Source organism: Comamonas testosteroni, from assembly GCF_014076415.1.
In the GTDB taxonomy this organism is placed as follows: Bacteria; Pseudomonadota; Gammaproteobacteria; order Burkholderiales; family Burkholderiaceae_C; genus Comamonas; species Comamonas testosteroni_F.
Genome location: NZ_CP043568.1, coordinates 1047733 through 1071724, shown reverse-complemented (window position 1 = coordinate 1071724; position 23992 = coordinate 1047733). Strand labels below are relative to the sequence as shown.

Genomic DNA, 23992 nt, shown 5'->3' with positions numbered 1-23992 from the left:
GCAGGAGACAAATATGGATTTCGATTTTTCCGACGACCAGCAGCAACTGCGCGATGCCGTGGCCCGCTGGGTGGACAAGGGCTATACCTTTGAGCGCCGCCAGAGCATTGCCAGGCAGGGCGGCTTCTCGCGCGAGGTCTGGAACGAGCTGGCCGAACTGGGCCTGACGGCCCTCACGGTGCCCGAGCAATATGGCGGCCTGGGCCAGGGCGCAGTCGATGTGATGGTGGTCATGGAGGAGCTGGGCCGCGGTCTGGTGATGGAACCTCTGAGCCAGGCTTTCGTGGCCTCCGCCCTGCTCGGTCAGTTCGGCGACGAGGCCGTCAAGCAAGCCTGGCTGCCCCGCATCGCCAGCGGTGAAAAGCTGGTCGTGCTCGCATCACAGGAGCGCAAGGCGCGCTACCAGATTGATGTTTGCGCTGCAAAAGCCTCTAAATCCGGCGATGGCTATGCGGTAGATGCTACGAAAAACATTGTTCCTGCAGGCGACCAGGCCGATGCCTTCATCGTGCCGGCCCAGCTCGACGGCAAGATTGCGCTTTTCCTCGTCGAGAACGGCCGCGAGGGCGTGAGCAGCAAACCCTATGCCACCCAGGACGAAGGGCGCGCGGCCGACCTGGTCTGCCATGCCGCATCGGCCACCCTGATCACCACCAACGGCGTGGCGGCCCTCACCCTGGCACAGGATGTGGCCAATGCCGCTCTTTGCGCCGAAGGCGTGGGCGTGATGGAGCAGACACTCAAGCTCACCACCGAATACATGAACCAGCGCAAGCAGTTCGGCGTGGTGATCTCCAGCTTCCAGGCCCTGCGCCACCGCGTGGCCGATATGAAGATGCAGCTGGAGCTGGCCCGCTCCATGAGCTACTACGGCACGCTCAAGCTGGTGGCGCCTGCCGAGGAGCGCCATGTCGCCATCGCGCGCGCCAAGGTACAGCTGGGCCAGTCCATGCGCTATGTGGGCCAGCAGGCCGTACAGCTGCATGGCGGCATCGGCGTGACGGACGAATATGTGGGCAGCCACTATTTCAAGCGCCTGACCCAGATGGAGATGACAGGCGGCGACACCTTGCACCACCTGGGCACGGTATCGGCCCACATGCAGGACAGCGCCGGCGTCTTTGCCTGAAAGCCTGCATCAACATACATCAAAATCACGGCAACTGCATTCAACCCAAAACTAAAAGTCAACAGCACGCTTCGGCGTGCTGTTTTGCTTCCTGCATGCACTATGGACACTGCGGGTCTTCCTATGATCTTTGCGCCATTCACAAAGATCAAGGAGACATGCATGAGCACCCGAGACAGCGAAAAGTATCTGCTGGAGTCCATCCGCCTGGCCATGGGCAATGTCAAAGGCCGCGAGCAGCCCACCTGGCCCTTCGGCGCCGTGCTGGTGCGCGAGGGCAAGGTCCTGGCCCGCGCCGTCAACCAGGTCGATGAGCTCTGCGACCCCTCGGCTCACGCCGAGATGCAGGCCCTGCGCATAGGAGCCAAGGCCCAGGGCAGCACCGATCTGTCGGGGGCCGTCATGTATGCCAGCGGCTATCCCTGCTCCATGTGCTACACGGCCATGCTGCTGGCCGGCGTGAAACAGGTGTACTTCGCCTACTCCAACGAAGACGGCGAGCCCTACGATCTGTCGGCTGCGCGCGGCTATGTGGAACTGGCCAAGCCCGAAGAGCAGCGCGAGATGGCCCTGATCGGCCAGCGCGTGCGCGACGAGGGTGAAGACCTCTACGAAGCCTGGCAAAAAGCCGTGGACGAGGATCGCGCCACGGTCTAGCCAGCACTGGCTTCAGCCGCCATCAAGAACAAAGCCCTGAATGAGGAGTTCAGGGCTTTGCATTGCGAAGAGTCTCAGGTCAGCAGATAGTCCACCGGCTTGAGCGGTGCCGGCACCTGGGGGTCGCCCAGCGATTGGCTGAGGCTGATCTCGATGCTGCGGCAGATGCTGTCCAGGGCCAGGTCGTTGCTTTCCATGCCGAATGGCTCTTCCAGTTCGTCACCCAGCACATCGAGGCCGTAGAAGGTATAGGCCACGATGGCCACGACAAACGGCGTCATAAAGCCCGTGATGTCCACCAGACCGAACGGCAGCAAAAAGCAGTACAGATGGGCCGTGCGGTGCAGCAGCAAGGTGTAGGAAAACGGAATCGGCGTATTGCGGATGCGCTCGCATGAGGCTGCGGCCGTGGTGAAGCCATTGAGGGTGCGGTCCAGTTCCACGGCCAGGCAGGGGTCTATGCGCCTGTCGCGCACGCACTGGCCCAGCTCCTTGCCCATGGCCAGCATCAGCGCATCGGTGCGCTGATTCAGCGGCAGCAGCTGCAGGCGCTGCCACTCGGCATGGGTCAGCCACTGCTGGGCCGCCACATCGTCCTTGAGGCCGCGCAGCTGGGCCCGCAGCACATGAGAAAAAGCCACGGCCCGATGCACCATGCGCACCCGCACATCGTTGGCCCGCTGGCGCGGGTCTATGGGGTGATCGAGCTCGATCAGGCTCAGGCACTGGCGGGCCAGCGTGCGTGCATAGATCACGATCTCTCCCCAGAGCTTGCGTCCTTCCCAGTAGCGCGCATACGCGGTGTTGTTGCGAAAGCCCAGAAAAATCGCCAGCGGCAGACCGATCAGGGTGAACGGAATCGGCGTAATGGGGATCTTGGTGTGAAACAGCGTGCCATGCGCCACGGTGACGATGATGGCCAGCACGATGTTGACGGCAAGCACACCTTTGATGCGTTGCAGCACCGAGCCCCGGACAATCCACAGCAGCTTGAAGCCCGACGGGCGATCTCTGACGATCATGAAAACGAGAAATGAGGTCTAAACCCGAATTCAATCACAAGCATCCGGGGATTTCAGCCAGCGCCGAGAACTCCCACTGCGGCAGTAGGCAGCCTGGGCCGCGCCAGAACGGCCCATGCGGCATCTGATGCACATGGGCAGCAAACCCCGACATATGGTGCCAACCCGCCATCCAGCATAAGAAAAGCCCCGCGATGCGGGGCTTGGGTGGCGCGATGGACACTCAGGCGGCCTGCAGGCAGCCAGCATTCACCCGTTGCGACAGGCGCAGACGGCTGATGAAGCCGATCTGGCGCAGGGCTTCGGCAAACTCCTGCTCGGTGCCTCGCTCCGTGCGCGAGGCCAGCTCGGCAAACAGGCCGACGCGCGTGTAGTGGCGCACGCAGGCGATGAAGGGAAAGCCATGGCGCGTGCGATAGGCCTGGTTCAGCGCGGCCAGGCGCTCGCCCTGCTCCTGCGCCAGATCTCCCAGCCCTGCGCTTTGCTGCTCCTGCTGGGAGTCAACGGTCAGTGTGCCGGAGCGCACGGCGCTGACAGACAGCTCGGGGTGGCCACAGAGAAAGCGCAGGGTCTGCTCGCGCGGGCTGTCATGCACGGCGGCCAGCATGGCCTGGTGCAAAGCATCCAGGCTGGCGAAAGGGCGCCGATGCGCGGCCGCCTCGGCCACCCAGGGGGCGTATTCGAAAACCTCGCCGAGCGCAGCCGCAAAGGCTGCGGTCGTCATGATGTTGAGCTCGTCGAGCGTGGGGATGGAGGAGGTAGTGGTGCTGGTCATGAGGCCAGTGTAGGAAGCGCACTTCCCGCCTCACAGTGCTGGCTTGTTATAGCCCGTATAGCAGCCGGCTACGTCGACGCCGTCAGCACCTGCGAGGCCTGATTCAGCAGGGCGCGCAGCCAGATATGGGAGGCATCCCGGTGCCGGGACGAATGCCAGAGCTGATAGAAGCGCATGACGCGGTTGCCCATGGGCAGAGGCACCATGGCCAGCGGCAGCCGCCTGGCGTGGTAGGCCGCGAAATGGCGGCTGGTGGTCAGCAGCAGGTCTGTACCCACCAGCAGGTCCGGCGCCATCGAGAAATGCGAGCACTGCACGCGGCCGTCACGGCTCACCCGCATGGTGCCCAGGCTGCTTTCCACCACGCCGCGCTGATCGGGCGAATAAGGCGTGAACACCACATGCGCGGCCTGCAGATAGTGCTCGGCTGTCAGCCGGCCCGGCTCGGCCAGGGCATGCTTTTCATCGAGCAGGCAGACCACCTCGTCCTCCAGCAGCGTGGACATGTGCAAATGCTCGGGCGGGCTTGGCCAGTTGCCGATGACGATATCCACCTCGCCGCTTTGCAGGGCCTGCTCGTAGTCGAAGTTCTGGCCCAGCGGCAGCAGGACCAGTCTCGCGCCCGGAGCCTGCGCACGCATGAGCTGAACCACGCGCGCCATGAAGGGCGGCGCCAGATAGTCGGGCATGGCGATGGTGAAGCGCAGCTGGGTGGTCTCAGCCACAAATTCCTTGCCGACGCTCAGCAGACCGTCGATCAGCCCCAGCGCCGCACGTGCCTGCTCCACGGCCTGGAGCGCGCGCGCCGTCGGCACCATGCGATTCTTGTCGCGCACCAGCAGCGGGTCGTTGAAGATGGCCCGCAATCGCCGCAGCGCCGCGCTGATGGCCGGCTGTGACTGATTGAGGCGTATTGCCGCGCGCGATACGCTTTTTTCGCTGATCAAGGTGCACAGCACGCGCAGCAAATAGGTATCGAACGGTTCTTCGCTGCGAGACACGTGTTTTCCCTAGAGATATGCATTTTGCTATGCGGCTCATAGCAGGCGCTTAGTTTCGCATATCGCCACAAGTCGCGACCATGCAAGTGTCCGCCAACCCAACAACAAATTTCCGAGACAAGGACTTGCCATGAGTGCTCACCATGTGCCGATCAGCGGCACTGCTGCGTCCGTCGATCAGGTCGACGCCACCTATTCCAAGATTTCCTGGCGCCTGCTGCCCTTTCTGGGCGTGCTGTGGGTGCTGGCCTGGCTGGACCGCGTCAATATCGGCTTCGCCAAGCTGCAGATGCTCGACGACCTGAAGTTCAGCGAAGCCGTCTACGGCCTGGGTGCCGGCATCTTCTTCATCGGCTACTTCCTGTTCGAAGTGCCGTCCAACCTGCTGCTGCAGAAGATAGGCGCCAAGAAGACGGTGATGCGCATCACCATAGGCTGGGGCCTGATCTGCATCTTGCAGGCCTGGGTGACGACACCGACCCAGTTCTACATCCTGCGCTTTCTGATGGGCGTGTTCGAGGCGGGCTTCTACCCCGGCATCATCCTCTACCTGACCTACTGGTATCCGTCCAAGCGCCGTGCCAAGGCCTTTGGCACCTTCATGTCGGCCTCGGCCATCGCCGGCGTCATCGGCGGCCCGCTGGCCGGCGGCATCATGACCTGGGCGGCAGGCGCGCACGGCATGCACGGCTGGCAGTGGCTGTTCATCATCGAAGGCATCCCCTCGGTGCTGGCCGGCATCTTTGCCTACTTCTACATGACCGACCGTCCCGAGGAAGCCAAATGGCTCACCGACACGGACCGCGCCGTCGTGCGCCAGCAGCTCGAGATCGACCAGAAGGCCCAGGGCGAGCGCCACAGCGACTGGCGCACCCTGTTCGGCAACCCCATGGTGTGGCTGCTGATCGCCGTGTTCTTCTGCCTGCTGTGCGCCAACTCCACGCTGACCTTCTGGATTCCCACTGTGATCCGTGAAGCAGGCTTCACCTCGCCCATGCAGGTTGGCTGGATCGCCGGTGCTGCCTACCTGCTCGGTGCGGCAGGCATGATCATCAACGGTCGCCATTCCGACCACCGTGGCGAGGTGCGCTGGCACTTCGCGGGCTCGGTCCTGCTGGGCGCCGTGGGCATGCTGGCCCTGGCCGTCACCATGGGCATGGACAGCATCCCCGTGATCGTGGCGCTGACGGCCATGGTCCTGGCACTGGTGGGCACCATGAGCGCGATTCCCGTCTTCTGGCAGATGCCCAATATGCTGCTCAGCGGCGGCGCCGCTGCCGTGGGCGTGGCGCTGATCAACTCGGTGGCCAATCTGGCCGGCTTCGGCGCCCCTTATCTGATGGGCGTGATCAAGGCCTCCACCGGCAAGGTCGCTCCGGGCCTGTACCTGGTGGCCATTGTGGAAGCCCTGGCAGCCGTTCTCGCCATCGCCTTCGTCGCCCGCCTCCAACGCCGCAAGAACGTCTGAAGGAGTCACCCCGCATGCATCCCACACCCACACCGACCCCGTCGCGCCGACAGTTCGCACTCTCGGGCCTCGTGCTCGGCGCCTCGGCCCTGACGGGCACACACGGCGCGCTGGCCGCCGACACACACCCGGCAGCGCCCGCCCAGGCCACCGGTCCCATCGTGCTGCATGGTGTCAGCCCGCGCCTGACAATGCATGCCGTGGACACCTTCCATGGCTCTGCAGCCACGGGCTTGCGCATCGACTTTTCGCGCTTCGACGGCGAAGCCTATGTGCCGATACGCAGCTTTGTCGTGAACGCCAACGGCCGGGCCGACGAGCCGCTGCTGATTGACGACAGCTACTGCAGCGGCCGCTACGAAATGCTGCTGCACGTGGACGAGTATTTTGCGGCCAGGGGCGCCAAGCTGCCGCGCCCGGCCTTTCTGTCCAAGGTGCCGGTGCGCTTCCAGATCGTTAACACGGCAGAGCGCATCCATCTGCCCATCCAGTTCGGCCCCTGGAGCTACACCTATTCGCGCGGCAGCTGAGCCGCCGCACCCCCCATAGAAAGGCAGATATGGCAGGCATCAGCACCCATGTACTCAATGTCACCACCGGCCGGCCGATTGCCGGCCTGCGGGTCGAGCTCTACGATGTGGCGCAGACGCCCGCGCAGCGCATCAACAGCACCCGTACCAATGCCGACGGTCGCACCGACGCCCCCATGCTGCCCGCCGCCGCGGCCCGCACCGGGGACTTCGAGCTGCGCTTCTACACCGGCGAGCACTTCAAGGAACCCACGGCGCTGTCGGAAGAAGTGCTGGTGCGCTTTTCCATCTTCGACGCGACCCAGCACTACCACGTGCCCATGCTGTGCTCGCCCTGGTTTTTCACCACCTACCGTGGCAGCTGATTTTTTACCAAGGAGAACGACTGGATGAACAACGATAACGACACAGGCAAATACCTGCTCGAATCCATCCGCCTGGCCATGGGCAATGTCAAAGGCCGCCGGCAGCCCACCTGGCCCTTCGGCGCCGTGCTGGTACGTGAGGGCAGGGTCCTGGCCCGCGCCGTCAACCAGGTCGATGAGCTCTGCGACCCCACGGCTCACGCCGAGATGCAGGCCCTGCGCATAGGAGCCAAGGCCCAGGGCAGCACCGATCTGTCGGGGGCCGTCATGTATGCCAGCGGCTATCCCTGCTCCATGTGCTACACGGCCATGCTGCTGGCCGGCGTGAAACAGGTGTACTTCGCCTACTCCAACGAAGACGGCGAGCCCTACGATCTGTCGGCTGCGCGCGGCTATGTGGAACTGGCCAAGCCCGAAGAGCAGCGCGAGATGGCCCTGATCGGCCAGCGCGTGCGCGACGAGGGTGAAGACCTCTACGAAGCCTGGCAAAAAGCCGTCTCCACCACCGTCTGAACGCGTTTCTGTCCTCTTGCTCCTGCCCCGCGGCGCCAGCCCGGGGCTTTTTTCATGCTCCTTTAGCTGCGCCAGCGTGATCCACGCGGCACATGGGCCACGAGAAACTCCATCTGATCGGCCAGAATGCGGCGGTTTCTCAGGATGAAGTCCTCCCACAGCGTGGGCGTGTAGGGCGTGTAGAGCAAGGGCATACGGGCCTGCTCGGGGGTTCTGGCTCCCTTGCGGTGGTTGCAGGCGCGGCAGGCCGTGACCAGGTTCATCCAGCTGTGCTGCCCGCCAGTGCTCACGGGGACAATGTGCTCGCGCGTGAGATCGCTCTCATGGAAGCGCCGCCCGCAATAGGCGCAGACGCAGCGGTCACGAGCAAAGAGCTTGCCATTGGTCAGACCCGGCAGCAGCTCATGCGGGTTGATGTTCGGCATGCCCTTGGTGCCGATGATGGAGTTGATGTGAATGACTGACTGCTTGCCGGTCACCGCATTGTGGCCACCGCGAAAGCAGGCGATTTCGACACCGGCTTCCCAGCGCACATCTTCTGCTGCGTAATGCAGCGCCGCCTGCTCCAGCGTTACCCAGGACTGCGGCAGCCCCTGGGCTGTCAGCTTCAAGACTTTCACAACCAGCCTCCATACAGTCAAACTTGGACCACGGAAAACGGACAAGCGTCTTGGCGCTTTTGAGCACAATCGTGCAGCCTCCACAGCTGCCTGATTTGAAGCAATATACTCTGAAACTATGTCAAATTGACGGCTTGTGTCGCATGCATCGGCGCCAGTTGCTATAAATAACAAAGCAGTCCATGAAGATTTTCCGCGGCATCAATCATCCCGGCCTGGCCCCGGCCTGCGCTGTGACCATTGGCAATTTTGATGGTGTACACCGGGGACATCAAGCCATGCTGGGTCTGCTCAAGGCCGAGGCCGCCCAGCGCGGCATCCCCAGCTGCGCCATGACCTTCGAGCCGCACCCGCGCGACTACTTTGCCCAGAAGCTGGGCAAGCCGGAGCTGGCTCCGGCCCGCGTGGGCACGCTGCGTGACAAGCTCAGCCAGCTCGAGGTCTGCGGCGTCGACCAGGTCGTGATCCTGCCATTCAACCAGGCCCTGGCCAGCCAGAGCCCCGAAGATTTCATTCAGGACGTGCTGATCTCGGGCCTGGGGGCCAAGTACGTGCTGGTGGGCGACGACTTCCGCTTTGGCTCCAAGCGCGCCGGCGATTACGCCATGCTGGACAACGCCGGCCAGGCCCTTGGCTTTGATGTGGCGCGCATGAACAGCTATGAAGTCCATGGCCTGCGCGTCTCCAGCACGGCCGTACGCGAGGCGCTGGCCGCCGGCGACATGCAGCAGGCCGCCAAGTTGCTGGGCCACCCCTACCGCATCTCGGGCCATGTGGTGCATGGCCGCAAGCTGGGCCGCAAGCTGGCCGAATCCCAAAGCGGAGCCGAGGACGGTTTTCGCACGCTGAATCTGCGCTTCGACCATTGGAAACCGGCCGCCAGTGGCATTTTTGCCGTGCTGGTGCACGGGCTGACGGACAAGCCGCTGCAGGGCGTGGCCAACCTGGGCGTACGCCCCTCGCTGGACCCCAACGACATCAACGGCGGCCGGGTGCTGCTGGAGACCCACTGTTTCGATTGGCCCGCCCAACTGGGTGGAGAAGGTGCCTACGGTAAAATCATCCGCGTGGAACTTCTGCACAAACTGCACGACGAGCTGAAGTATGACAGTCTCGATGCCCTGACGGTCGGCATCGCCAAGGACTGCGATGACGCGCGCGCGTTTTTCGCCTCGGCCCACATACCGTCTCACACCTCGTCGCACACAGAGACCCGTCGCCAGACCACGCGCGACCGAATTTGAAGCTCGCTGCTCGCACGTCCCAGGCGCAGCAGCGCACTGGCGCTCACCTCACCATTCACGCCCAGGCAGAACTGCCCGGGCACCGCATTGCTTTCAAGGTTTCCCATGTCTGATTCGAAGTCCAACAAGCCCGAAGCGTCCGCTTACCGCGCCACGCTGAACATGCCCGACACCACTTTCCCCATGCGCGGCGACCTGCCCAAGCGCGAACCTGCCTGGGCCAAGGAATGGGATGACCAAGGCATCTACAAGAAGCTGCGCGACGCCCGCAGCGGCGCGCCCAAGTTCATCCTGCACGACGGCCCTCCGTACGCCAACGGCAAGCTGCACATCGGCCATGCGGTGAACAAGATCCTCAAGGACATGATCGTCAAGAGCCGCCAGCTCGAAGGCTTCGACGCGCTCTACGCACCGGGCTGGGACTGCCACGGCCTGCCCATCGAGAACGCCATCGAAAAGCTGCATGGCCGCAACCTGCCGCGCGACGAGATGCAGGCCAAGAGCCGCGCCTTTGCCGCCGAGCAGATCGAGCAGCAGATGGTGGACTTCAAGCGCCTGGGCGTGCTCGGCGACTGGGATCACCCCTACAAGACCATGAACTACGCCAACGAGGCCGCCGAGCTGCGTGCCTTGAAGAAGGTGATGGAGCGTGGCTTTGTCTACCGCGGCCTCAAGCCCGTGTACTGGTGCTTTGACTGTGCCTCCTCGCTGGCCGAGTTCGAGATCGAATACGCCGACAAGCAAAGCCAGACCCTTGACGTGATGTTCCCCGCAGCCGAGCCCGCCAAGCTGGCCGCAGCATTCGGCCTGGACAAGCTCGACAAGCAAGCCTTCATCGTCATCTGGACGACGACGGCCTGGACGATCCCTGCCAACCAGGCGCTCAACGTCAACCCCGATCTGGAATACAGCCTGGTGGAGACCGAGCGCGGCCTGCTGATCGTGGCCTCCGCCCTGGTCGAGAAATGCCTGGCCCGCTGGAAGCTGGAGGGCCGCGTGCTCGCCACCGCCAAGGGCGAGAAGCTCGACCACATGCCCTTCAAGCACCCCCTGGCCCATGTGGACAAGGGCTTTGACCGCATCTCCCCCGTCTACCTGGCCGAATACGCCACCGCCGACGACGGCACCGGCATCGTGCACTCGGCCCCCGCCTATGGCGTGGACGACTTCAACAGCTGCATGTCCAACGGCATGGACTACAAGCAGATCCTGAACCCCGTGCAAGGCAACGGCGTGTACGCAGCCGATCTGCCCATGTTCGGCGGCCAGCATATCTGGAAGGCCGTGCCCGTCATCCTCGACGCCCTGAAGGTCGCGGGCCGCCTGATGGACACCACCACCATCAGCCACAGCTACCCTCACTGCTGGCGCCACAAGACGCCCGTCATCTACCGCGCTGCCGCCCAGTGGTTCATCCGCATGGACGAAGGCGAAGGCGTGTTCACCGATCCCGCGCAAAAGCCCGAGAAGACCCTGCGCCAGATCGCGCTGGACGCCATCGAGCAGACCAGCTTCTACCCACAAAACGGTCAGGACCGTCTGCGCGCCATGATCGCCGGCCGTCCCGACTGGTGCATCTCGCGCCAGCGCTCGTGGGGCGTGCCCATCCCCTTCTTCCTGCATGTGGACACGGGCGCTCTGCACCCGCGCACCATGGAGATCATCGACCAGGCTGCGGCCATGATCGAGCAAGGCGGCATCGAGGCCTGGAGCCGCGTGAGCACCGAAGATATCCTGGGTGCCGAGGAAGCCAAGCACTACACCAAGAGCACCGACATCCTGGAGGTGTGGTTCGACTCGGGCTCCACCTTCTGGCATGTGCTGCGCGGCACCCACCCCGAGCACCACCACGACCACGGCCCAGAGGCCGATCTGTACCTGGAAGGCCACGACCAGCACCGCGGCTGGTTCCACAGCTCGCTGCTGCTGGCATCGGCCATCTTCGGCCGCGCGCCCTATCGCGGCCTGCTGACCCACGGCTTCACCGTGGACGGCCAGGGCAAGAAGATGTCCAAGTCGCTGGGCAACACCGTGGCGCCACAGGACGTGTCGAGCAAGATGGGCGCGGAAATCATCCGCCTGTGGGTGGCCTCGACCGACTACTCGGGCGACCTGGGCATCGACGACAAGATCCTGGCCCGCGTGGTGGACGCCTATCGCCGCATCCGCAACACGCTGCGCTTCCTGCTGGCCAACACCAGCGACTTCGATGCGAGCAAGGATGCCGTGGCCTATGGCGAGATGCTGGAGATCGACCAGTTCGCGCTGGCGCGCTCGGCCCAGCTGCAGCAGGAGATCCTGGCCCACTACAAGGTCTACGAGTTCCACCCTGTGGTCGCCAAGCTGCAGCTGTTCTGCTCCGAAGACCTGGGCGGCTTCTACCTGGACGTGCTCAAGGATCGCCTCTACACCAGCGCCCCCAAGAGCCTGGCTCGCCGCTCGGCCCAGACCGCGCTCTACCAGATCACCCAGGCGCTGCTGCGCTGGATGTCGCCCTTCCTGTCCTTCACGGCCGAGGAAGCCTGGAAGATCGTAGGCCACAGCGAATCCATCTTCCTGGAGAAGTTCACCGAGCTGCCCGCCGGCGACGAAGGCCTGCTGGCCAAGTGGACGCGCCTGTGCGAGATCCGCAACCAAGTCAACAAGGACATCGAAGTGGTGCGCACCACCGGCGCCGTGGGTTCCTCCCTGCAGGCCGAAGTCACGCTCACGGCCGAGCCCGAAGACCTGGCCCTGCTGCAAAGCCTCAAGGACGATCTGAAGTTCGTCTTCATCACCTCGGCAGCGACTGCCGTGGCCGGCGATGCGCTGAGCACTACGGTGAAGGCCAGCGAGCACGCCAAGTGCGAGCGCTGCTGGCACTACCGTGAAGACGTGGGCGTGAACCCCGAGCACCCCTCGATCTGCGGTCGCTGCGACAGCAATCTGCACGGCACGGGCGAAGTCCGCACCAAGGCTTGAGCCTTAAAAAAGTGAGCTGCCAGCACCTGCTGGTAGCCACTTTCGGATGCATATCCTTCTGGAATCATTTTGAGTCAAGCGCCAACCGCTATCAAAAAAACCTAGCAAAGAGCTGTCATGAGCAACACCCAGACATCCTCCGCAAGCCTTGGCCGCATCTGCCCCTGGCTGCTGTGGGCGCTTGTCATCATCGGCGTGGATCAGATCACCAAGCAGATGATTCTGAGCCACTACCAGTATGGGGACTGGACTCCCATCACCAGCTTCTTCAACATCGTGCGCGCGCACAACACGGGTGCAGCCTTCTCCTTTCTTGCGGGCGGCAGCGGCTGGCAGCGCTGGCTGTTCGTGGCCATCGGCGTGATTGCCACCGTGCTCATCATCTGGCAGCTGCGCAAGCACCCCGGCGAGAAGATGTTCTGCCTGTCGCTGTCCAGCATCCTGGGCGGAGCCATCGGCAATGTGGTGGATCGCCTGCAGCACGGCTATGTGGTGGACTTTCTGGACTTCTACTGGGGCAGCAGCCATTTCCCGGCCTTCAATGTGGCCGATATTGGCATCACGCTGGGCGCCGTCCTCCTGATCCTCGACGAGCTGCTGCGCGCAAGACGCACCAGAACTCGCAAGCCATAGGCACCTGCTGCCCCCCCATGAACAAGGCCCGCTGTCACCAAAGCAGACTGCGGGCCTTGTTCATGGAGCCCTGCCCTGCCCGGTCTCGGCCGGCTCGTACAGAGGTTCGGCGGCCCAGACCAGCCGCCCATCCGTCCAGTAGCGCACGCCAATGGACGTGGTCACAAAGCAGGCATCGAACACCCAGTCCGCCAGCACCAGACCGTTCAGGCGCCTGGGAAACATGTTCCTGTCGAAGCTCGTGGGCTGCTCGGCAGCGGACAGCAGCAACATGTTTCCGGGTTCGCATCGGAATGTCCGCAGGCCCGGCCCCGTGAAACTGTAGGGCCGGGCCAGCTCCAGCAGCACCTGGCTGTGGACGCTCAGGGCATTGACCCATATATCGCCCAGCGGCACAGGATGGGGAAAGCGTATTTCCTGCAGCCCCCGCAGATCGGGCTGCCCATCGGTCCCGTCTGCCGAGCCTTGTGGCATATCGCGCTGGATATGGCTGCCCGCGGGCAAGGTGATGTCGCCCCATGCCATGGGCCGCTCCAGCGTGATGTGCGTGAGCCGCTGCAGGCGACTCAGCTGCTGCGCCTGACGGTGGTCGCTCCAGACCATTTGCACCAGCCCCAGCAGCGTGGAAAACAGCAATATGGACAGCCACACGGCCAGCACCCATTGCCAGATGCGCATCGGCGGCCTGGGCCGGCCGCGCCGCAGATGCCACAGCCGCCAGCCCCACCACAGCAGCAGACCCGTGCCCGCCATGAACGACAACGGCATCAAAAGAAAGCCTACGGGGACGGCACCGGGCATGGGAACAGTCATGAAATCACCTTTTGATAGCAGCGTAAGCAGCGTCAGCATCAAAAAGTTTCAGTTTTTTCTGAATTTATATCCGTAGAAACGATGTTTGGAATAATTCGTTTTTGTTCTATTGTGTTCCTTATTCCGCACTTATTTGTGCGTGAAGAGTGAGCCATCCGGGCAGACTGGCCTCACTCAGGGGTATATTAGGTCGCTCCTTCGCGGGCAGAACATGAAGCATTTATTGAATCTTTTAGCAGCCATTGCCCTCTTGATCTGGGGCTCTCAGATGGTTCGCACCGGCGTTCTGCAGGTCTTCGGCGCAAACCTGCGCAATATTCTCGCCCGCAGCATGAGCAACCGTTTCTCGGCAGCGCTATCGGGCATGGGCGTCACGGCCCTGGTGCAATCAAGTACAGCCACCTCGCTGATGACCTCGTCCTTTGTAGGCCAGGGTCTGATCACCTTGCCCTCGGCCCTTGCCGTGATGCGCGGTGCCGATGTCGGAACGGCTCTGATGGCCGTGCTGTTCTCCACCGACCTCTCCTGGCTGTCGCCGCTGTTCATCTTTGTCGGCGTGGTGCTCTATATCTCGCGCAAGGACTCCAAGCCCGGCCGTATCGGCCGCGTGCTCATCGGCCTGGGCCTGATGCTGCTGGCCCTGCGCCTGGTGGTGGAAGCCACCGAGCCCCTGCTGCAGGCCCCTGCCGTGCGCACCCTGCTGGCCTCGGTCAGCAGCGATCTGTTCATGGAATTGCTGCTGGGCGCGGTACTGGCTGTGCTGGCCTACTCCAGCCTGGCCGTGGTGCTGCTGATTGCGGCCATGGCCAGCTCAGGCGCCATTCCACTGGATGTGGCTCTGGGCCTGACCCTGGGGGCCAACCTGGGCAGCGGCCTGGTCGCGGCGCTCACCACCGCCAAATCGGCGGTCGAGGAGCGCCAGGTCACCATAGGCAATCTGCTGTTCAAGATCATGGGCGTGGCCATCGTCGCGCCCTTTATCGGGCTGTGGTCGCAGTACGCCCAGCCCTATCTGCCCAACGCCGGCCAGAACGTGGTGATGTTCCATCTGGCGTTCAATGTCTTCAACAGCCTGTGCTTCATCGGCCTGACCCAGCTCGTGGCCCGCTGGGTGACCGCCATGCTGCCCAAGCCCGAGGAAGAAAGTGCGGCCAAGCTGCTGCGCCCACGCCACCTGGACCCCTCGGCCCTGTCCACGCCTTCGCTGGCCATCACCTGTGCCGTGCGCGAATCACTGCATCAGGCCGACGTGGTGGAGTCCATGCTGATCGGCCTGCAAAAAGTGGCCGAAACCGACGACGCCAAGCTCTCCGAGGAAGTGCGTAACCTGGAAGGCACGGTGGACGATCTGTACTCGGCCATCAAGTACTACATGACCAAGATCTCGCGCGCCGAACTCGACGAGCGCGAAGGTCAGCGCTGGACGGAAATCATCAGCTTCACCATCAATATGGAGCAGATAGGCGACATCATCGAGCGCGTGCTGCTGGATCTGGAAGACAAGAAGATCAAGAAGGGCCGCCAGTTCTCAGCCGCCGGCAAGCAGGAGATTCACGAGCTGACCCAGCATCTGCTGGACAATCTGCGTCTGGCCATGAGTGTCTTTCTCAACGGCAATGTGCGCGAAGCACAAAAGCTGCTCGAGGAAAAAGCGCGCTTTCGCGATCTGGAGCTGGCCTACTCGGCCACCCACCTGGAGCGCCTGTCACAGCACACGGTTTCGAGCATAGAAACCAGCTCTCTGCATATCGACATGATCAGCGACCTCAAACGCATCAACTCGCTGCTGTGCTCGGTGGCCTACCCGATTCTCGAGCAGGCCGGAGCCCTGGCGCCCAGCCGGCTCAAGTCCACCGCACTGGAGAGCCAGCGCTAGCTGCTCTGCCGCCCTACCATCCCATGTAGGCGGCAAGCACCAGGGAGGCCTCGGGGGTGAAACGACCCTGCAGCATCCAGCCCTGGACCTCGGTCAGCTCCAGCCGCTCGAAACGCTGTACCTCGCCATCCTGATTCACAGGCTGCAGCGCATCGGGCACCAGGGCCGAGAACCAGTCTATGCGCTCGACCATATAGCCCTGCCCCTCTGCTTCGTCGCTGGGTCTTGCGAACATCACATTTCCGCCGTGCCGAAGCTCGCCGAGTTCTGCCACATGCAGACCGGCCTCCTCCCAGGTTTCACGCGCCAGCGCCTCGGCCAAACCATCTGCCGCCGAGACCATGCCGCCCATCAGGGTATCCCACATGCCGGGGTTGTTGGCCTTGTCCTCCGAGCGCTGCTGCACCCAGATCGAGCCATCCGCACAAACGCCCACCAGATGCACGGCTCTGGTGGCGATGCCCAGTGGCCGCACGGCACCACGCTCGACGGTTGCCAGTTGCTGGCCTTGCGCATTGCAGACCGCCAACTGTTCATTGCGCCAGGCCCCGGCAAGGCCGGCACTGCGCATGGCCAGGGCCAGCCGGTTCAGATTCTCGGTCGCCCCGCCCTCGCCCATCAGAAGCCATTGCCCGGCAACCGACTGCAAGTCGACCTCGTGCACCGCCAGCAGCTCCTCCCCCAGCTTCCGAGCGAAGTCTTCCTCGATACTGCCGATCTGTTGATCATCAATGCACAGCGGCTGGCGCGGACGCAGAGGCTGCCTGCAGGCCATGGCATGCTGTGCTTGCAGCCATTGCTGCTGGAGCGACGTGGTTTGCTGCTTCATGAAAAATCTCCCATGCACTGCATTGTGCTCAGCTTCGCAAAACGGGAAGGCTTGCATCACTATTGATGCTCGCCAGTTTGCCGCCAACTGCCGCCGCCACACGGTGTGACAGGCCCAAAGACCAACGGTCGCACGTTACAGTGGCAACCCATGAATTCCCCCCTGAAACCCGCCACGGTCGCCATGCTCAGCCTGGCTCCGGCACTGTGGGCCGGCAATGCCATCGTGGGCCGCCTTGCTCACGATCTGATCTCGCCCTTTGCACTCAACTTCCTGCGCTGGTGCATCGCCTTTGTGCTGCTGCTGCCGCTGGCATGGCGGGTGCTGCGCAAAGACAGTCCGATCTGGCCGCTGTGGCGGCAGTACATGCTGCTGGGACTGCTGGGCATAGGCTGCTACAACGCCTTGCTGTACCTGGCGCTGAAGACCTCGACCCCGCTGAATGTGACGCTGGTGAGCTCGAGCATGCCGGTCTGGATGCTGGCCATAGGCCGGCTGTGCTGGGGCATTCGCATCAGCCGCCGGCAGATGGGCGGAGCTTTGCTGTCGGTGCTGGGTGTGGCGGTGGTGATGTCGCGCGGCGACTGGCAGACGCTGCTTGCTCTGCGCTTTGTACCCGGCGACCTGTTCATGGTGCTGGCCACCATCGCCTGGGCTTTCTACACCTGGCTGCTGTCGCGCAGCAGCGGCCCGCAGGAAGTGAAATCGCACTGGGCCAGCTTTCTGCTCACGCAGATCGTTTTCGGCCTGCTCTGGTCCGGCCTTTTCACGGGCGGCGAAGCCTTGCTGGGCGAGTTCCGCTTCGTGCCGGGCTGGCCGCTGCTGGGCAGCTTGCTGTTCATCGCCGTGGGCCCGGCCATTCTGGCCTATCGCTTCTGGGGCATGGGCGTTCAGCGCTCCACGCCCGCCATTGCGGGCTTCTTCGGCAATCTGATTCCGCTGTTCACGGCCCTGCTGTCGATTCCCGTGCTCGGCGAAACCCCGCACCTCTACCACGCGCTTGCGTTTGCGCTGATCGTGATCGGCATCGTCGTGTCATCCCGCAAATAAACGGCCGCCCACCCAGACAAAAGCCCCGCATTGCGGGGCTTTGTCGTTTCGGCCGTTGATCAGCGATCAGTAAGTGCCGGGATACAGCCCGCCGTCGGGCAGGATATTCTGGCCCGTCATATAGCCGGCCTGGCGGCTGCACAGGAAGGCACAGATGGCGCCGAACTCTTCGGCCGTGCCAAAGCGCTTGGCAGGGATCTGGGCAGCCTGGGCCTGGCGCACGGCATCCAGGTCCTGGCCGGTCTTGTTGGCCGCTGCCTGATGGGTTGCCACCAGACGGTCGGTGTCGAACTTGCCGGGCAGTATGCTGTTGATGGTCACGCCCTTGGCGGCAATGCCCGAACGCGCCAGGCCGGCCACAAAGCCCGTCAGACCGCTGCGCGCACCGTTGGACAGGCCCAGGATGTCGATGGGCGCCTTCACCGCGCTGGAGGTGATGTTGACGATGCGACCGAAGCCACGCTCGGCCATGCCATCCACCGTAGCCTTGATCAGCTCGATGGGGGTCAGCATATTGGCGTCCACGGCCTTGATCCAGGCCTCACGATCCCAGGTACGGAAGTCGCCGGGAGGCGGGCCGCCGGCGTTGGTCACGACGATGTCGTAATCCTTGCCCGGGCCGCCGGCGGCTTCGAACACTGCCGTGCGACCTTCTGGCGTGGTGATGTCTGCAGCGACACCGATGACCTTGATCTGAGGAGCAACGGCTTGCAGCTTCTGCACGGCCAGCTGCAATGCCTCGTCATTTCTGGCGTTGATGACCAGATTCACGCCCTCTTCGGCCAGGGCCTTGGCGCAGCCAAAACCCAAACCCTTGCTGGCGCCGCAGACCAGAGCCCAGCGCCCGGCGATACCAAAGTCCATGTCAGTGTCCTTTCACACAGTTTCCAAGCCGGACAAACTGCCCGACGCTATCAAAATCAATAACTGCTAGAGCTTTATCAGAAAGCGCTGGCATCCAATTTCATGCTCAATGACTGCGACCATGAAACAGCTTGTGGTGCAGCCTGCGCAGCGACCACCAGACGCCCAGTGCCACAACCGGAATGGCCACGGCCGCCGTCGACTCGGGCGACCAGGGCCAGCCCAGCTTCTGCCCGCCCTTGGCCAGATAGCTGATCAGGCCGGTGATGTAGTAGGTGATGGCCGCGACCGACAGGCCTTCCACCGTGGACTGCAGCTTGAGCTGGGTGCCCTGGCGGTCGTTCATGGTGCCCAGCAGCTGCTGGCTGCTTTGCTGCTGCTCGATCTCGACACGCGTGCGCAACAGACTGCTGACACGGGAGACTCGCTCGGACAATGCATTCTGGCGGCGTGTCGCCCATTCGCAGGTCGCGCGCGCAGGCGTCAGTCGCCGGTCCATGAATTCACGGATGGTCTGGATGCCATCCACCCGCGTCTCCTGAATTTCCTGAATACGCCTGTCTACCAGCTCGAAATAGGCGGAACTGGCTGAAAAACGCGAATGCGTGGCCGCATACTCGCTCTCCACCTGGCCGGCCAGCCGGGTCAGGCGGTCCAGCAGCGCCGGCTCGGTGTCGCGGTCGGCCGCGCGAATGGCATTGGCCAGCTCGGCCAGTTCACGCTCGGCCGTGGCCAGCACGGCTGCTGCCTTGCGTGCGGCGGGCAGGCCCAGCAGCGCCGCCATGCGATAGGTTTCGATCTCCAGCACGCGCTGCACCAGACGACCCAGGCGGCGCGGGGACAGATCGGCACCCGCCAGCAGCAGCATGCGCGAGAAACCATCGGGGTGAATCGCAAAGTCGGTGTAGATGGCCCCTGCACCGCCGGAGACGCGCGAGCCGACCAGGGTATCGGCCTGCAACATATGACGCATCAGATACTGCGGGTCCACATCCTGCTCGTTCAGCGCCCACAGATGCAGGCTGCTCAGGCACTGCCCCGGCAGGGCGGCCAGCCAGTCGCGCGGCACGGCGTCGATGGCTGTCTCGGGCTCGCGCACATCGGCCACACCGGCCTGCGCCATGGGCGTGGTGAAGGTCCAGGCCACGAACTCGGTGTGCTGCTCCCAACGCAGGCGAAACGCCCCCAGATCGATCAGCACATGGGTGGTTGCCGCATCGGGCAAAGGGCGATGGTGGTTGCGCAGCAGGGCGGCCACATGCTCGCGGCTGGCTTCACGCTGGGCCGCATCGGTGAGCATCACGATATGCGAGATGGCCAGAGGGGCCTGCATGATTTCCGCAGGACGGGCATGAATTTCGTTGTGTAGCAAGACCCGCTGAGGGTGCTGCGCGGGCAATAAAGACAAGGCCATGCAATCTTTCGAATAACTGCAGCTATTTTGCCGCCCGAATCCATAGTCCCAGAAACAAAGGTCCTCATATAAAAAAAGCGGCCCCGGAAGGGCCGCTTTAACGATGATCAGCGATCAGGTTGACGATCAGTCTTCCACGAAAGCTTCTTCACGCTTGTTCTTCACTGCGGGCATCAGCACGATCACCAGCAGCACCACGGCGGCAGCCAGCAGGCAGGCGGAGATGGGACGCGTCACGAACACGGACCAGTCACCACGCGACAGCAGCAGGGCTCGGCGCAGGTTTTCTTCCATCATCGGGCCCAGGATGAAGCCCAGCAGCAGGGGAGCGGGTTCGGTACCCAGCTTGTGGAACACATAGCCGATGAAGCCGAAGATACCGACCATCCACACGTCCCATGCGTTGTTGTTGGTACCGTACACGCCGATCGCGCAGAACAGCACGATGGACGGGAACAGCCAGCGATAGGGCACGGTCAGCAGCTTGATCCAGACGCCGATCAGCGGCAGGTTCAAGATGATCAGCATCAGGTTGCCAATCCACATGGAGGCGATCAGACCCCAGAACAGTTCTGGGTTGCTGGTCATCACCTGAGGACCGGGCTGGATGTTGTGGATCGTCATGGCACCCACCATCAGCGCCATCACGGCGTTGGGAGGGATACCCAGAGTCAGCAGAGGAATGAACGATGTCTGCGAACCGGCATTGTTGGCCGACTCGGGAGCGCACACGCCACGGATATTGCCTTGACCGAAAGGAACTTCGCCGGGCTTCAGCTTGGTCTTCTTCTCGATGGTGTAGGCGGCAAAGGCCGACAGCATGGCACCGCCACCGGGCAGGATACCCAGGGCCGAACCCAGGGCCGTACCGCGCAGCATGGCAGGAATCATGCGCTTGAAGTCTTCGCCTGTAGGCATCAGACCGGTCACCTTGGCGGCGAACACTTCGCGCTCGTCGTCGGGCTTGGACAGGTTGGCAATGATTTCACCGTAACCGAACACACCCATGGCGATCACGACGAAGTCAATGCCGTCGGTCAACTCAGGAATGTCGAAGCTGTAACGAGCCACGCCGGAGTTCACGTCGGTACCGACCATGCCCAGCAGCAGACCCAGCACGATCATGGCGATCGCCTTGAGCAGCGAGCCGGAAGCCAGCACCACGGCACCGATCAGGCCCAGGGTCATCAGCGAGAAGTACTCGGCAGGGCCGAACTTGAAAGCGACTTCGGTCAGCGGAGGAGCGAAGGCAGCCAGGATGACGGTGCCCACGCAGCCAGCGAAGAAGGAGCCGATACCGGCTGCCGCCAACGCGGGCCCCGCCCGGCCCTTGCGCGCCATCTGGTAGCCGTCGATCACGGTCACCACCGACGAGGATTCACCTGGCAGGTTCACCAGAATGGCGGTGGTGGAGCCACCGTACTGGGCGCCGTAGTAAATACCAGCCAGCATGATCAGCGCCGCCACAGGGGGCAGAGCGTAAGTGGCGGGCAGCAGCATGGCGATGGTCGCCACTGGGCCAATACCTGGCAGCACACCGATCAGCGTACCGAGCAGACAGCCCACAAAGCAGTAGATCAGGTTCTGGAACGTGAAAGCCACGCCAAAACCCGTCGACAAGTTCTGAATCAGATCCATGGACGATGCTCCTGATTAGCCAGCGATGAAGCTAGGCCACACGGGGAACTGCAGATTCAGCGCCCACACGAAAGCGAAATAGCTGCCCACGGCCAGGATGGTGGCCAGGACTGCTGTTTCCTTGAGGTTGAAAGTCTGACCTGCCAGGCTGGCGATGAAGACCAGCGCGTAGATGGCGATGATCAGACCGAACTGAGGGATACCCACAGCAGGCACACCCACCAACAAGATGCCGAAGGCAAAGTTGGCAGCCAGGATGAAGAACACAGGCTTCCAGGCCCACTTGCCGATCTTGTCACCACCTTCGGGGCCCTTGGTCAGGCCGCCGACGCAGATGGCTGCACCCAGGATGGCCATGAGCACACCCAGGATCAGAGGGAAGTAACCTGGACCCATACGGGCGCCGGTGCCAATGGTGTAGTTGGACGCGCCGATCGCAAATGCGAGACCGACGGCCAAGAACATCAGACCGGAGAAAAAGTCTTTTTGGCTCTTGATTTTCACAAAACGTCTCCTTACGGAAATCACGACTTGGCGATTCTCGTTTCATAGATATGCCAAATTGATGTGGATTCCACCTACAAAGGGCATACCCTAATGCCGACGTTTTGTACACATTTACCGCATTCAGCCCAGGCCAGTACCGGCCTTTTCTTACTACGAAAAACCAGAAGCAAGCACTTGCACCCAGACTCTCAGATTTCGCTCATCAGCGGCGTGCAGGCCAGCACTTCGGGCAAGGTGGTCACACCTTCTGCCACTCGCAGGGCCCCTGCCAGACGCAGGGGACGCATGCCGTCCTGCACGGCCTGACGGCGCAGAACGTCCATGGATGGGGCATCGTGAATCTGCTTCTTGAGGGCCTCGGTGACCGTGAGAAGCTCGTACAGGCCCATGCGACCGCGGTAGCCTGTCATGCGGCAGTCCTCGCAACCCACAGGCTTGTAGGGCTGGTAGCTGCCGGTCAGCTTCCAGGGCCTGACCGACTCGGCCAGATCCTCGGGTTTTGCGTCTTCATCGCGCACCTTGCAGCTGGAGCACAGCGTGCGCACCAGCCGCTGGGCCAGCACACCCAGCAAGGTGGCGTTGATCAGATAGGAGGGCACGCCCAGCTCCATCAGGCGGCTGACGGCGCTGGGAGCATCGTTGGTGTGCAGCGTGGAGAAAACCAGATGGCCGGTCAGCGCAGCCTGCACCGCCATCTCGGCCGTGGCCAGATCGCGGATCTCGCCCACCATGATGATGTCCGGGTCCTGGCGCATCAGCGCGCGCAGGCCTTCGGTGAAGCCGAAGTCGAGCTGGGGCTGAACCTGGGTCTGGTTGAAGCTCGGCTCGATCATTTCGATGGGGTCTTCCACCGTGCTGACATTGACCTCCTCGGTCGCCACCCGCTTGAGCGTGGAATACAGCGTGGTGGTCTTGCCCGAGCCCGTGGGGCCGGTGACCAGAATGATACCGTGCGGACGCTTGACCAGCTCTTCCCAACGCTGGGCATCATGGGCGCTGAAGCCCAAGGCATCCAGGTTCTTGACCGTATTCTCCGGATCGAAGATGCGCATCACCATCTTCTCGCCAAAGGCCGTGGGCAAGGTGGACAAGCGCATTTCCACCTCCTCGCCGTGCGGGTTGCGCGTCTTGATACGCCCGTCCAGCGGGCGGCGCTTTTCCACCACGTCCATGCGCCCCAGCAGCTTGACGCGGGCCACCATCGCGTTCAGCACCCCCATGGGCATCTGGTAGACCGGATGCAGCACACCGTCGATGCGAAAGCGGATCACGCCCTGCTCGCGCCTGGGCTCCAGGTGAATGTCGCTGGCGCGCTGGTCGAAGGCATACTGCCACAGCCAGTCCACCACGCGCACCACGCCCTGGTCATTGGCGTCGAGCTGCTTGTTGCTTTTGCCCAGCTCCACCAACTGCTCGAAGCTCGCGCCACCGGTCGCACCGCCGGCTTTCTCGGCAGCACGCACGGACTTGGCCAGTGCAAAGAACTCTGCCGTATAGCGCTTGATGTCCTGCGGATTGGCCACCACGCAGCGCACGCTGCGGTGGGCCTGCCGCTCGACTTCGCTCACCCAGTCCGTGATGAAGGGCTCGGCCGTGGCAATCACCACCTCCTTGGCGGTCACCTGCACGGGCAGCACCTTGTGGCGCTCGGCATAGCTGGCGCTCATGACCTCGCCCACCCGGCCCACATCCACGCGCAACGGGTCGATGCGCAGATAGGCCAGGCCGCTGCGCTGGGCCAGGTACTGGGTCAGGGTTTCCAGATCCAGCGGCTGATGGGTCTGGGCGCCGACAACGCCCACATTGGCCAGGCGCACCAGCGGCAGTTGAGCACTCTCGGCCGCCGAGCAGCGCGCCACCGTGCGCCCTGCCTCATGCGCCGTGATCACACCGTCTTCCTGCAGCCATTGCACCAGCGTGCGCCAGTCCAGAGGCCCCTGGTACTGGGCTGGCTTGACGGATCGGGGCAGGATGGATTCAGTCAATGACATGGGCGGCTGTGGCAACAAAACTGCCTTGACTGTACCGCCATCGGCCCATGCACCCGATCAGGACGGTGCATAAGAAACCGATGAAGACCTTT

At 63.1% G+C, this 23992-nt stretch carries 22 protein-coding genes; 11 read left to right on the top strand and 11 right to left on the bottom strand.

Annotation, left to right across the window (positions count from 1 at the left end):
• Positions 1-13 precede the first annotated feature (13 nt).
• Positions 14-1129, top strand: coding sequence for an acyl-CoA dehydrogenase family protein (locus F0P97_RS04845; protein ID WP_182285842.1), 1116 nt, complete (start codon positions 14-16; stop codon positions 1127-1129).
• Between the two features lie 162 nt (positions 1130-1291).
• Positions 1292-1786 (top strand): nucleoside deaminase, encoded by a 495-nt coding sequence (locus F0P97_RS04840; RefSeq protein WP_182285841.1) that lies wholly within the window; start codon positions 1292-1294, stop codon positions 1784-1786.
• Between the two features lie 74 nt (positions 1787-1860).
• Here the strand turns inward: F0P97_RS04840 and F0P97_RS04835 are convergent, their stop codons facing one another.
• From F0P97_RS04835 to F0P97_RS04825, 3 genes are all read right to left on the bottom strand, one after another.
• Positions 1861-2808 (bottom strand): bestrophin family protein, encoded by a 948-nt coding sequence (locus F0P97_RS04835; RefSeq protein ID WP_182285840.1) that lies wholly within the window; start codon positions 2806-2808, stop codon positions 1861-1863.
• Positions 2809-3031: 223 nt separating this feature from the next.
• Entirely contained in the window at positions 3032-3583 is a 552-nt protein-coding gene (gene uraD / locus F0P97_RS04830; RefSeq protein WP_182285839.1) for a 2-oxo-4-hydroxy-4-carboxy-5-ureidoimidazoline decarboxylase, read from the bottom strand.
• Positions 3584-3651: 68 nt separating this feature from the next.
• Complete coding sequence (locus F0P97_RS04825) at positions 3652-4584, bottom strand: LysR family transcriptional regulator (RefSeq protein WP_182285838.1); 933 nt, start codon at positions 4582-4584, stop codon at positions 3652-3654.
• Positions 4585-4714: 130 nt separating this feature from the next.
• Here F0P97_RS04825 and F0P97_RS04820 point away from each other — a divergent pair, with 130 nt between their 5' ends.
• From F0P97_RS04820 to F0P97_RS04805, 4 genes are read left to right on the top strand one after another with little or no spacing between them, the layout of a single operon-like run.
• Positions 4715-6052, top strand: a complete 1338-nt coding sequence (locus F0P97_RS04820; protein ID WP_182285837.1) for an MFS transporter — start codon at positions 4715-4717, stop codon at positions 6050-6052.
• 14 nt (positions 6053-6066) lie between these two features.
• Positions 6067-6582, top strand: a complete 516-nt coding sequence (locus F0P97_RS04815) for a hydroxyisourate hydrolase (protein ID WP_182285836.1) — start codon at positions 6067-6069, stop codon at positions 6580-6582.
• Between the two features lie 29 nt (positions 6583-6611).
• Positions 6612-6947 carry a hydroxyisourate hydrolase gene (uraH, locus tag F0P97_RS04810; RefSeq protein ID WP_182285835.1) on the top strand — a complete coding sequence of 112 codons (336 nt, stop codon included), beginning with the start codon at positions 6612-6614 and terminating at the stop codon, positions 6945-6947.
• A gap of 24 nt (positions 6948-6971) precedes the next feature.
• Positions 6972-7460: a nucleoside deaminase gene (locus F0P97_RS04805; protein ID WP_182285834.1), complete on the top strand. Its 489-nt coding sequence runs from the start codon at positions 6972-6974 to the stop codon at positions 7458-7460.
• Between the two features lie 62 nt (positions 7461-7522).
• Here the strand turns inward: F0P97_RS04805 and F0P97_RS04800 are convergent, their stop codons facing one another.
• A complete protein-coding gene (locus F0P97_RS04800; RefSeq protein ID WP_003066139.1) occupies positions 7523-8080 on the bottom strand; it encodes an HNH endonuclease in 558 nt (185 codons plus the stop codon).
• A gap of 182 nt (positions 8081-8262) precedes the next feature.
• On the opposite strand from F0P97_RS04800, the gene F0P97_RS04795 reads away from it, so the two are divergent.
• From F0P97_RS04795 to lspA, 3 genes are all read left to right on the top strand, one after another.
• Positions 8263-9324, top strand: a complete 1062-nt coding sequence (locus tag F0P97_RS04795) for a bifunctional riboflavin kinase/FAD synthetase (RefSeq protein WP_182285833.1) — start codon at positions 8263-8265, stop codon at positions 9322-9324.
• A gap of 105 nt (positions 9325-9429) precedes the next feature.
• Positions 9430-12285: an isoleucine--tRNA ligase gene (gene ileS / locus F0P97_RS04790; protein WP_182285832.1), complete on the top strand. Its 2856-nt coding sequence runs from the start codon at positions 9430-9432 to the stop codon at positions 12283-12285.
• 117 nt (positions 12286-12402) lie between these two features.
• The gene (gene lspA / locus F0P97_RS04785) at positions 12403-12918 is read left to right on the top strand and encodes a signal peptidase II (protein WP_182285831.1); all 516 of its coding nucleotides are present in this window, start codon (positions 12403-12405) and stop codon (positions 12916-12918) included.
• 60 nt (positions 12919-12978) lie between these two features.
• Here lspA and F0P97_RS04780 read toward each other — a convergent pair whose 3' ends face one another.
• Positions 12979-13731: a hypothetical protein gene (locus tag F0P97_RS04780; protein ID WP_182285830.1), complete on the bottom strand. Its 753-nt coding sequence runs from the start codon at positions 13729-13731 to the stop codon at positions 12979-12981.
• Between the two features lie 211 nt (positions 13732-13942).
• Between F0P97_RS04780 and F0P97_RS04775 the strand changes: the two genes are divergently transcribed.
• A complete protein-coding gene (locus F0P97_RS04775) occupies positions 13943-15607 on the top strand; it encodes a Na/Pi cotransporter family protein (protein ID WP_182285829.1) in 1665 nt (554 codons plus the stop codon).
• A 13-nt stretch (positions 15608-15620) separates the two neighbouring features.
• Here F0P97_RS04775 and F0P97_RS04770 read toward each other — a convergent pair whose 3' ends face one another.
• Positions 15621-16436 (bottom strand): NUDIX hydrolase, encoded by an 816-nt coding sequence (locus tag F0P97_RS04770; RefSeq protein ID WP_182285828.1) that lies wholly within the window; start codon positions 16434-16436, stop codon positions 15621-15623.
• A gap of 150 nt (positions 16437-16586) precedes the next feature.
• Between F0P97_RS04770 and F0P97_RS04765 the strand changes: the two genes are divergently transcribed.
• Positions 16587-17486 (top strand): DMT family transporter, encoded by a 900-nt coding sequence (locus F0P97_RS04765; protein WP_182285827.1) that lies wholly within the window; start codon positions 16587-16589, stop codon positions 17484-17486.
• Positions 17487-17552: 66 nt separating this feature from the next.
• Here F0P97_RS04765 and F0P97_RS04760 read toward each other — a convergent pair whose 3' ends face one another.
• The 5 genes from F0P97_RS04760 to F0P97_RS04740 all read right to left on the bottom strand — a co-directional run bounded on the left by F0P97_RS04760 (position 17553) and on the right by F0P97_RS04740 (position 23900).
• Positions 17553-18350, bottom strand: a complete 798-nt coding sequence (locus F0P97_RS04760; protein ID WP_182285826.1) for an SDR family oxidoreductase — start codon at positions 18348-18350, stop codon at positions 17553-17555.
• A gap of 106 nt (positions 18351-18456) precedes the next feature.
• Positions 18457-19764: a DUF3422 family protein gene (locus F0P97_RS04755; RefSeq protein WP_182285825.1), complete on the bottom strand. Its 1308-nt coding sequence runs from the start codon at positions 19762-19764 to the stop codon at positions 18457-18459.
• Between the two features lie 126 nt (positions 19765-19890).
• The gene (locus tag F0P97_RS04750; protein ID WP_012837170.1) at positions 19891-21402 is read right to left on the bottom strand and encodes a tripartite tricarboxylate transporter permease; all 1512 of its coding nucleotides are present in this window, start codon (positions 21400-21402) and stop codon (positions 19891-19893) included.
• A 15-nt stretch (positions 21403-21417) separates the two neighbouring features.
• Positions 21418-21906, bottom strand: coding sequence for a tripartite tricarboxylate transporter TctB family protein (locus F0P97_RS04745; RefSeq protein WP_182285824.1), 489 nt, complete (start codon positions 21904-21906; stop codon positions 21418-21420).
• A 191-nt stretch (positions 21907-22097) separates the two neighbouring features.
• Positions 22098-23900: a GspE/PulE family protein gene (locus F0P97_RS04740; protein ID WP_182285823.1), complete on the bottom strand. Its 1803-nt coding sequence runs from the start codon at positions 23898-23900 to the stop codon at positions 22098-22100.
• Positions 23901-23992: the final 92 nt, after the last annotated feature.

Bases quoted from the DNA above. Each gene is read 5' to 3' on its own strand.
- F0P97_RS04835 (WP_182285840.1), bottom strand. From the start codon at position 2,808: ATGATCGTCAGAGATCGCCCGTCGGGCTTCAAGCTGCTGTGGATTGTC.
- F0P97_RS04760 (WP_182285826.1), bottom strand. From the start codon at position 18,350: ATGGACTTTGGTATCGCCGGGCGCTGGGCTCTGGTCTGCGGCGCCAGC.
- F0P97_RS04755 (WP_182285825.1), bottom strand. From the start codon at position 19,764: ATGGCCTTGTCTTTATTGCCCGCGCAGCACCCTCAGCGGGTCTTGCTA.
- lspA (WP_182285831.1), top strand. From the start codon at position 12,403: ATGAGCAACACCCAGACATCCTCCGCAAGCCTTGGCCGCATCTGCCCC.
- F0P97_RS04805 (WP_182285834.1), top strand. From the start codon at position 6,972: ATGAACAACGATAACGACACAGGCAAATACCTGCTCGAATCCATCCGC.
- F0P97_RS04770 (WP_182285828.1), bottom strand. From the start codon at position 16,436: ATGAAGCAGCAAACCACGTCGCTCCAGCAGCAATGGCTGCAAGCACAG.
- F0P97_RS04845 (WP_182285842.1), top strand. From the start codon at position 14: ATGGATTTCGATTTTTCCGACGACCAGCAGCAACTGCGCGATGCCGTG.
- F0P97_RS04840 (WP_182285841.1), top strand. From the start codon at position 1,292: ATGAGCACCCGAGACAGCGAAAAGTATCTGCTGGAGTCCATCCGCCTG.
- F0P97_RS04820 (WP_182285837.1), top strand. From the start codon at position 4,715: ATGAGTGCTCACCATGTGCCGATCAGCGGCACTGCTGCGTCCGTCGAT.
- F0P97_RS04815 (WP_182285836.1), top strand. From the start codon at position 6,067: ATGCATCCCACACCCACACCGACCCCGTCGCGCCGACAGTTCGCACTC.
- uraH (WP_182285835.1), top strand. From the start codon at position 6,612: ATGGCAGGCATCAGCACCCATGTACTCAATGTCACCACCGGCCGGCCG.
- F0P97_RS04775 (WP_182285829.1), top strand. From the start codon at position 13,943: ATGAAGCATTTATTGAATCTTTTAGCAGCCATTGCCCTCTTGATCTGG.
- ileS (WP_182285832.1), top strand. From the start codon at position 9,430: ATGTCTGATTCGAAGTCCAACAAGCCCGAAGCGTCCGCTTACCGCGCC.
- uraD (WP_182285839.1), bottom strand. From the start codon at position 3,583: ATGACCAGCACCACTACCTCCTCCATCCCCACGCTCGACGAGCTCAAC.
- F0P97_RS04750 (WP_012837170.1), bottom strand. From the start codon at position 21,402: ATGGATCTGATTCAGAACTTGTCGACGGGTTTTGGCGTGGCTTTCACG.
- F0P97_RS04765 (WP_182285827.1), top strand. From the start codon at position 16,587: ATGAATTCCCCCCTGAAACCCGCCACGGTCGCCATGCTCAGCCTGGCT.
- F0P97_RS04780 (WP_182285830.1), bottom strand. From the start codon at position 13,731: ATGACTGTTCCCATGCCCGGTGCCGTCCCCGTAGGCTTTCTTTTGATG.
- F0P97_RS04795 (WP_182285833.1), top strand. From the start codon at position 8,263: ATGAAGATTTTCCGCGGCATCAATCATCCCGGCCTGGCCCCGGCCTGC.
- F0P97_RS04740 (WP_182285823.1), bottom strand. From the start codon at position 23,900: ATGTCATTGACTGAATCCATCCTGCCCCGATCCGTCAAGCCAGCCCAG.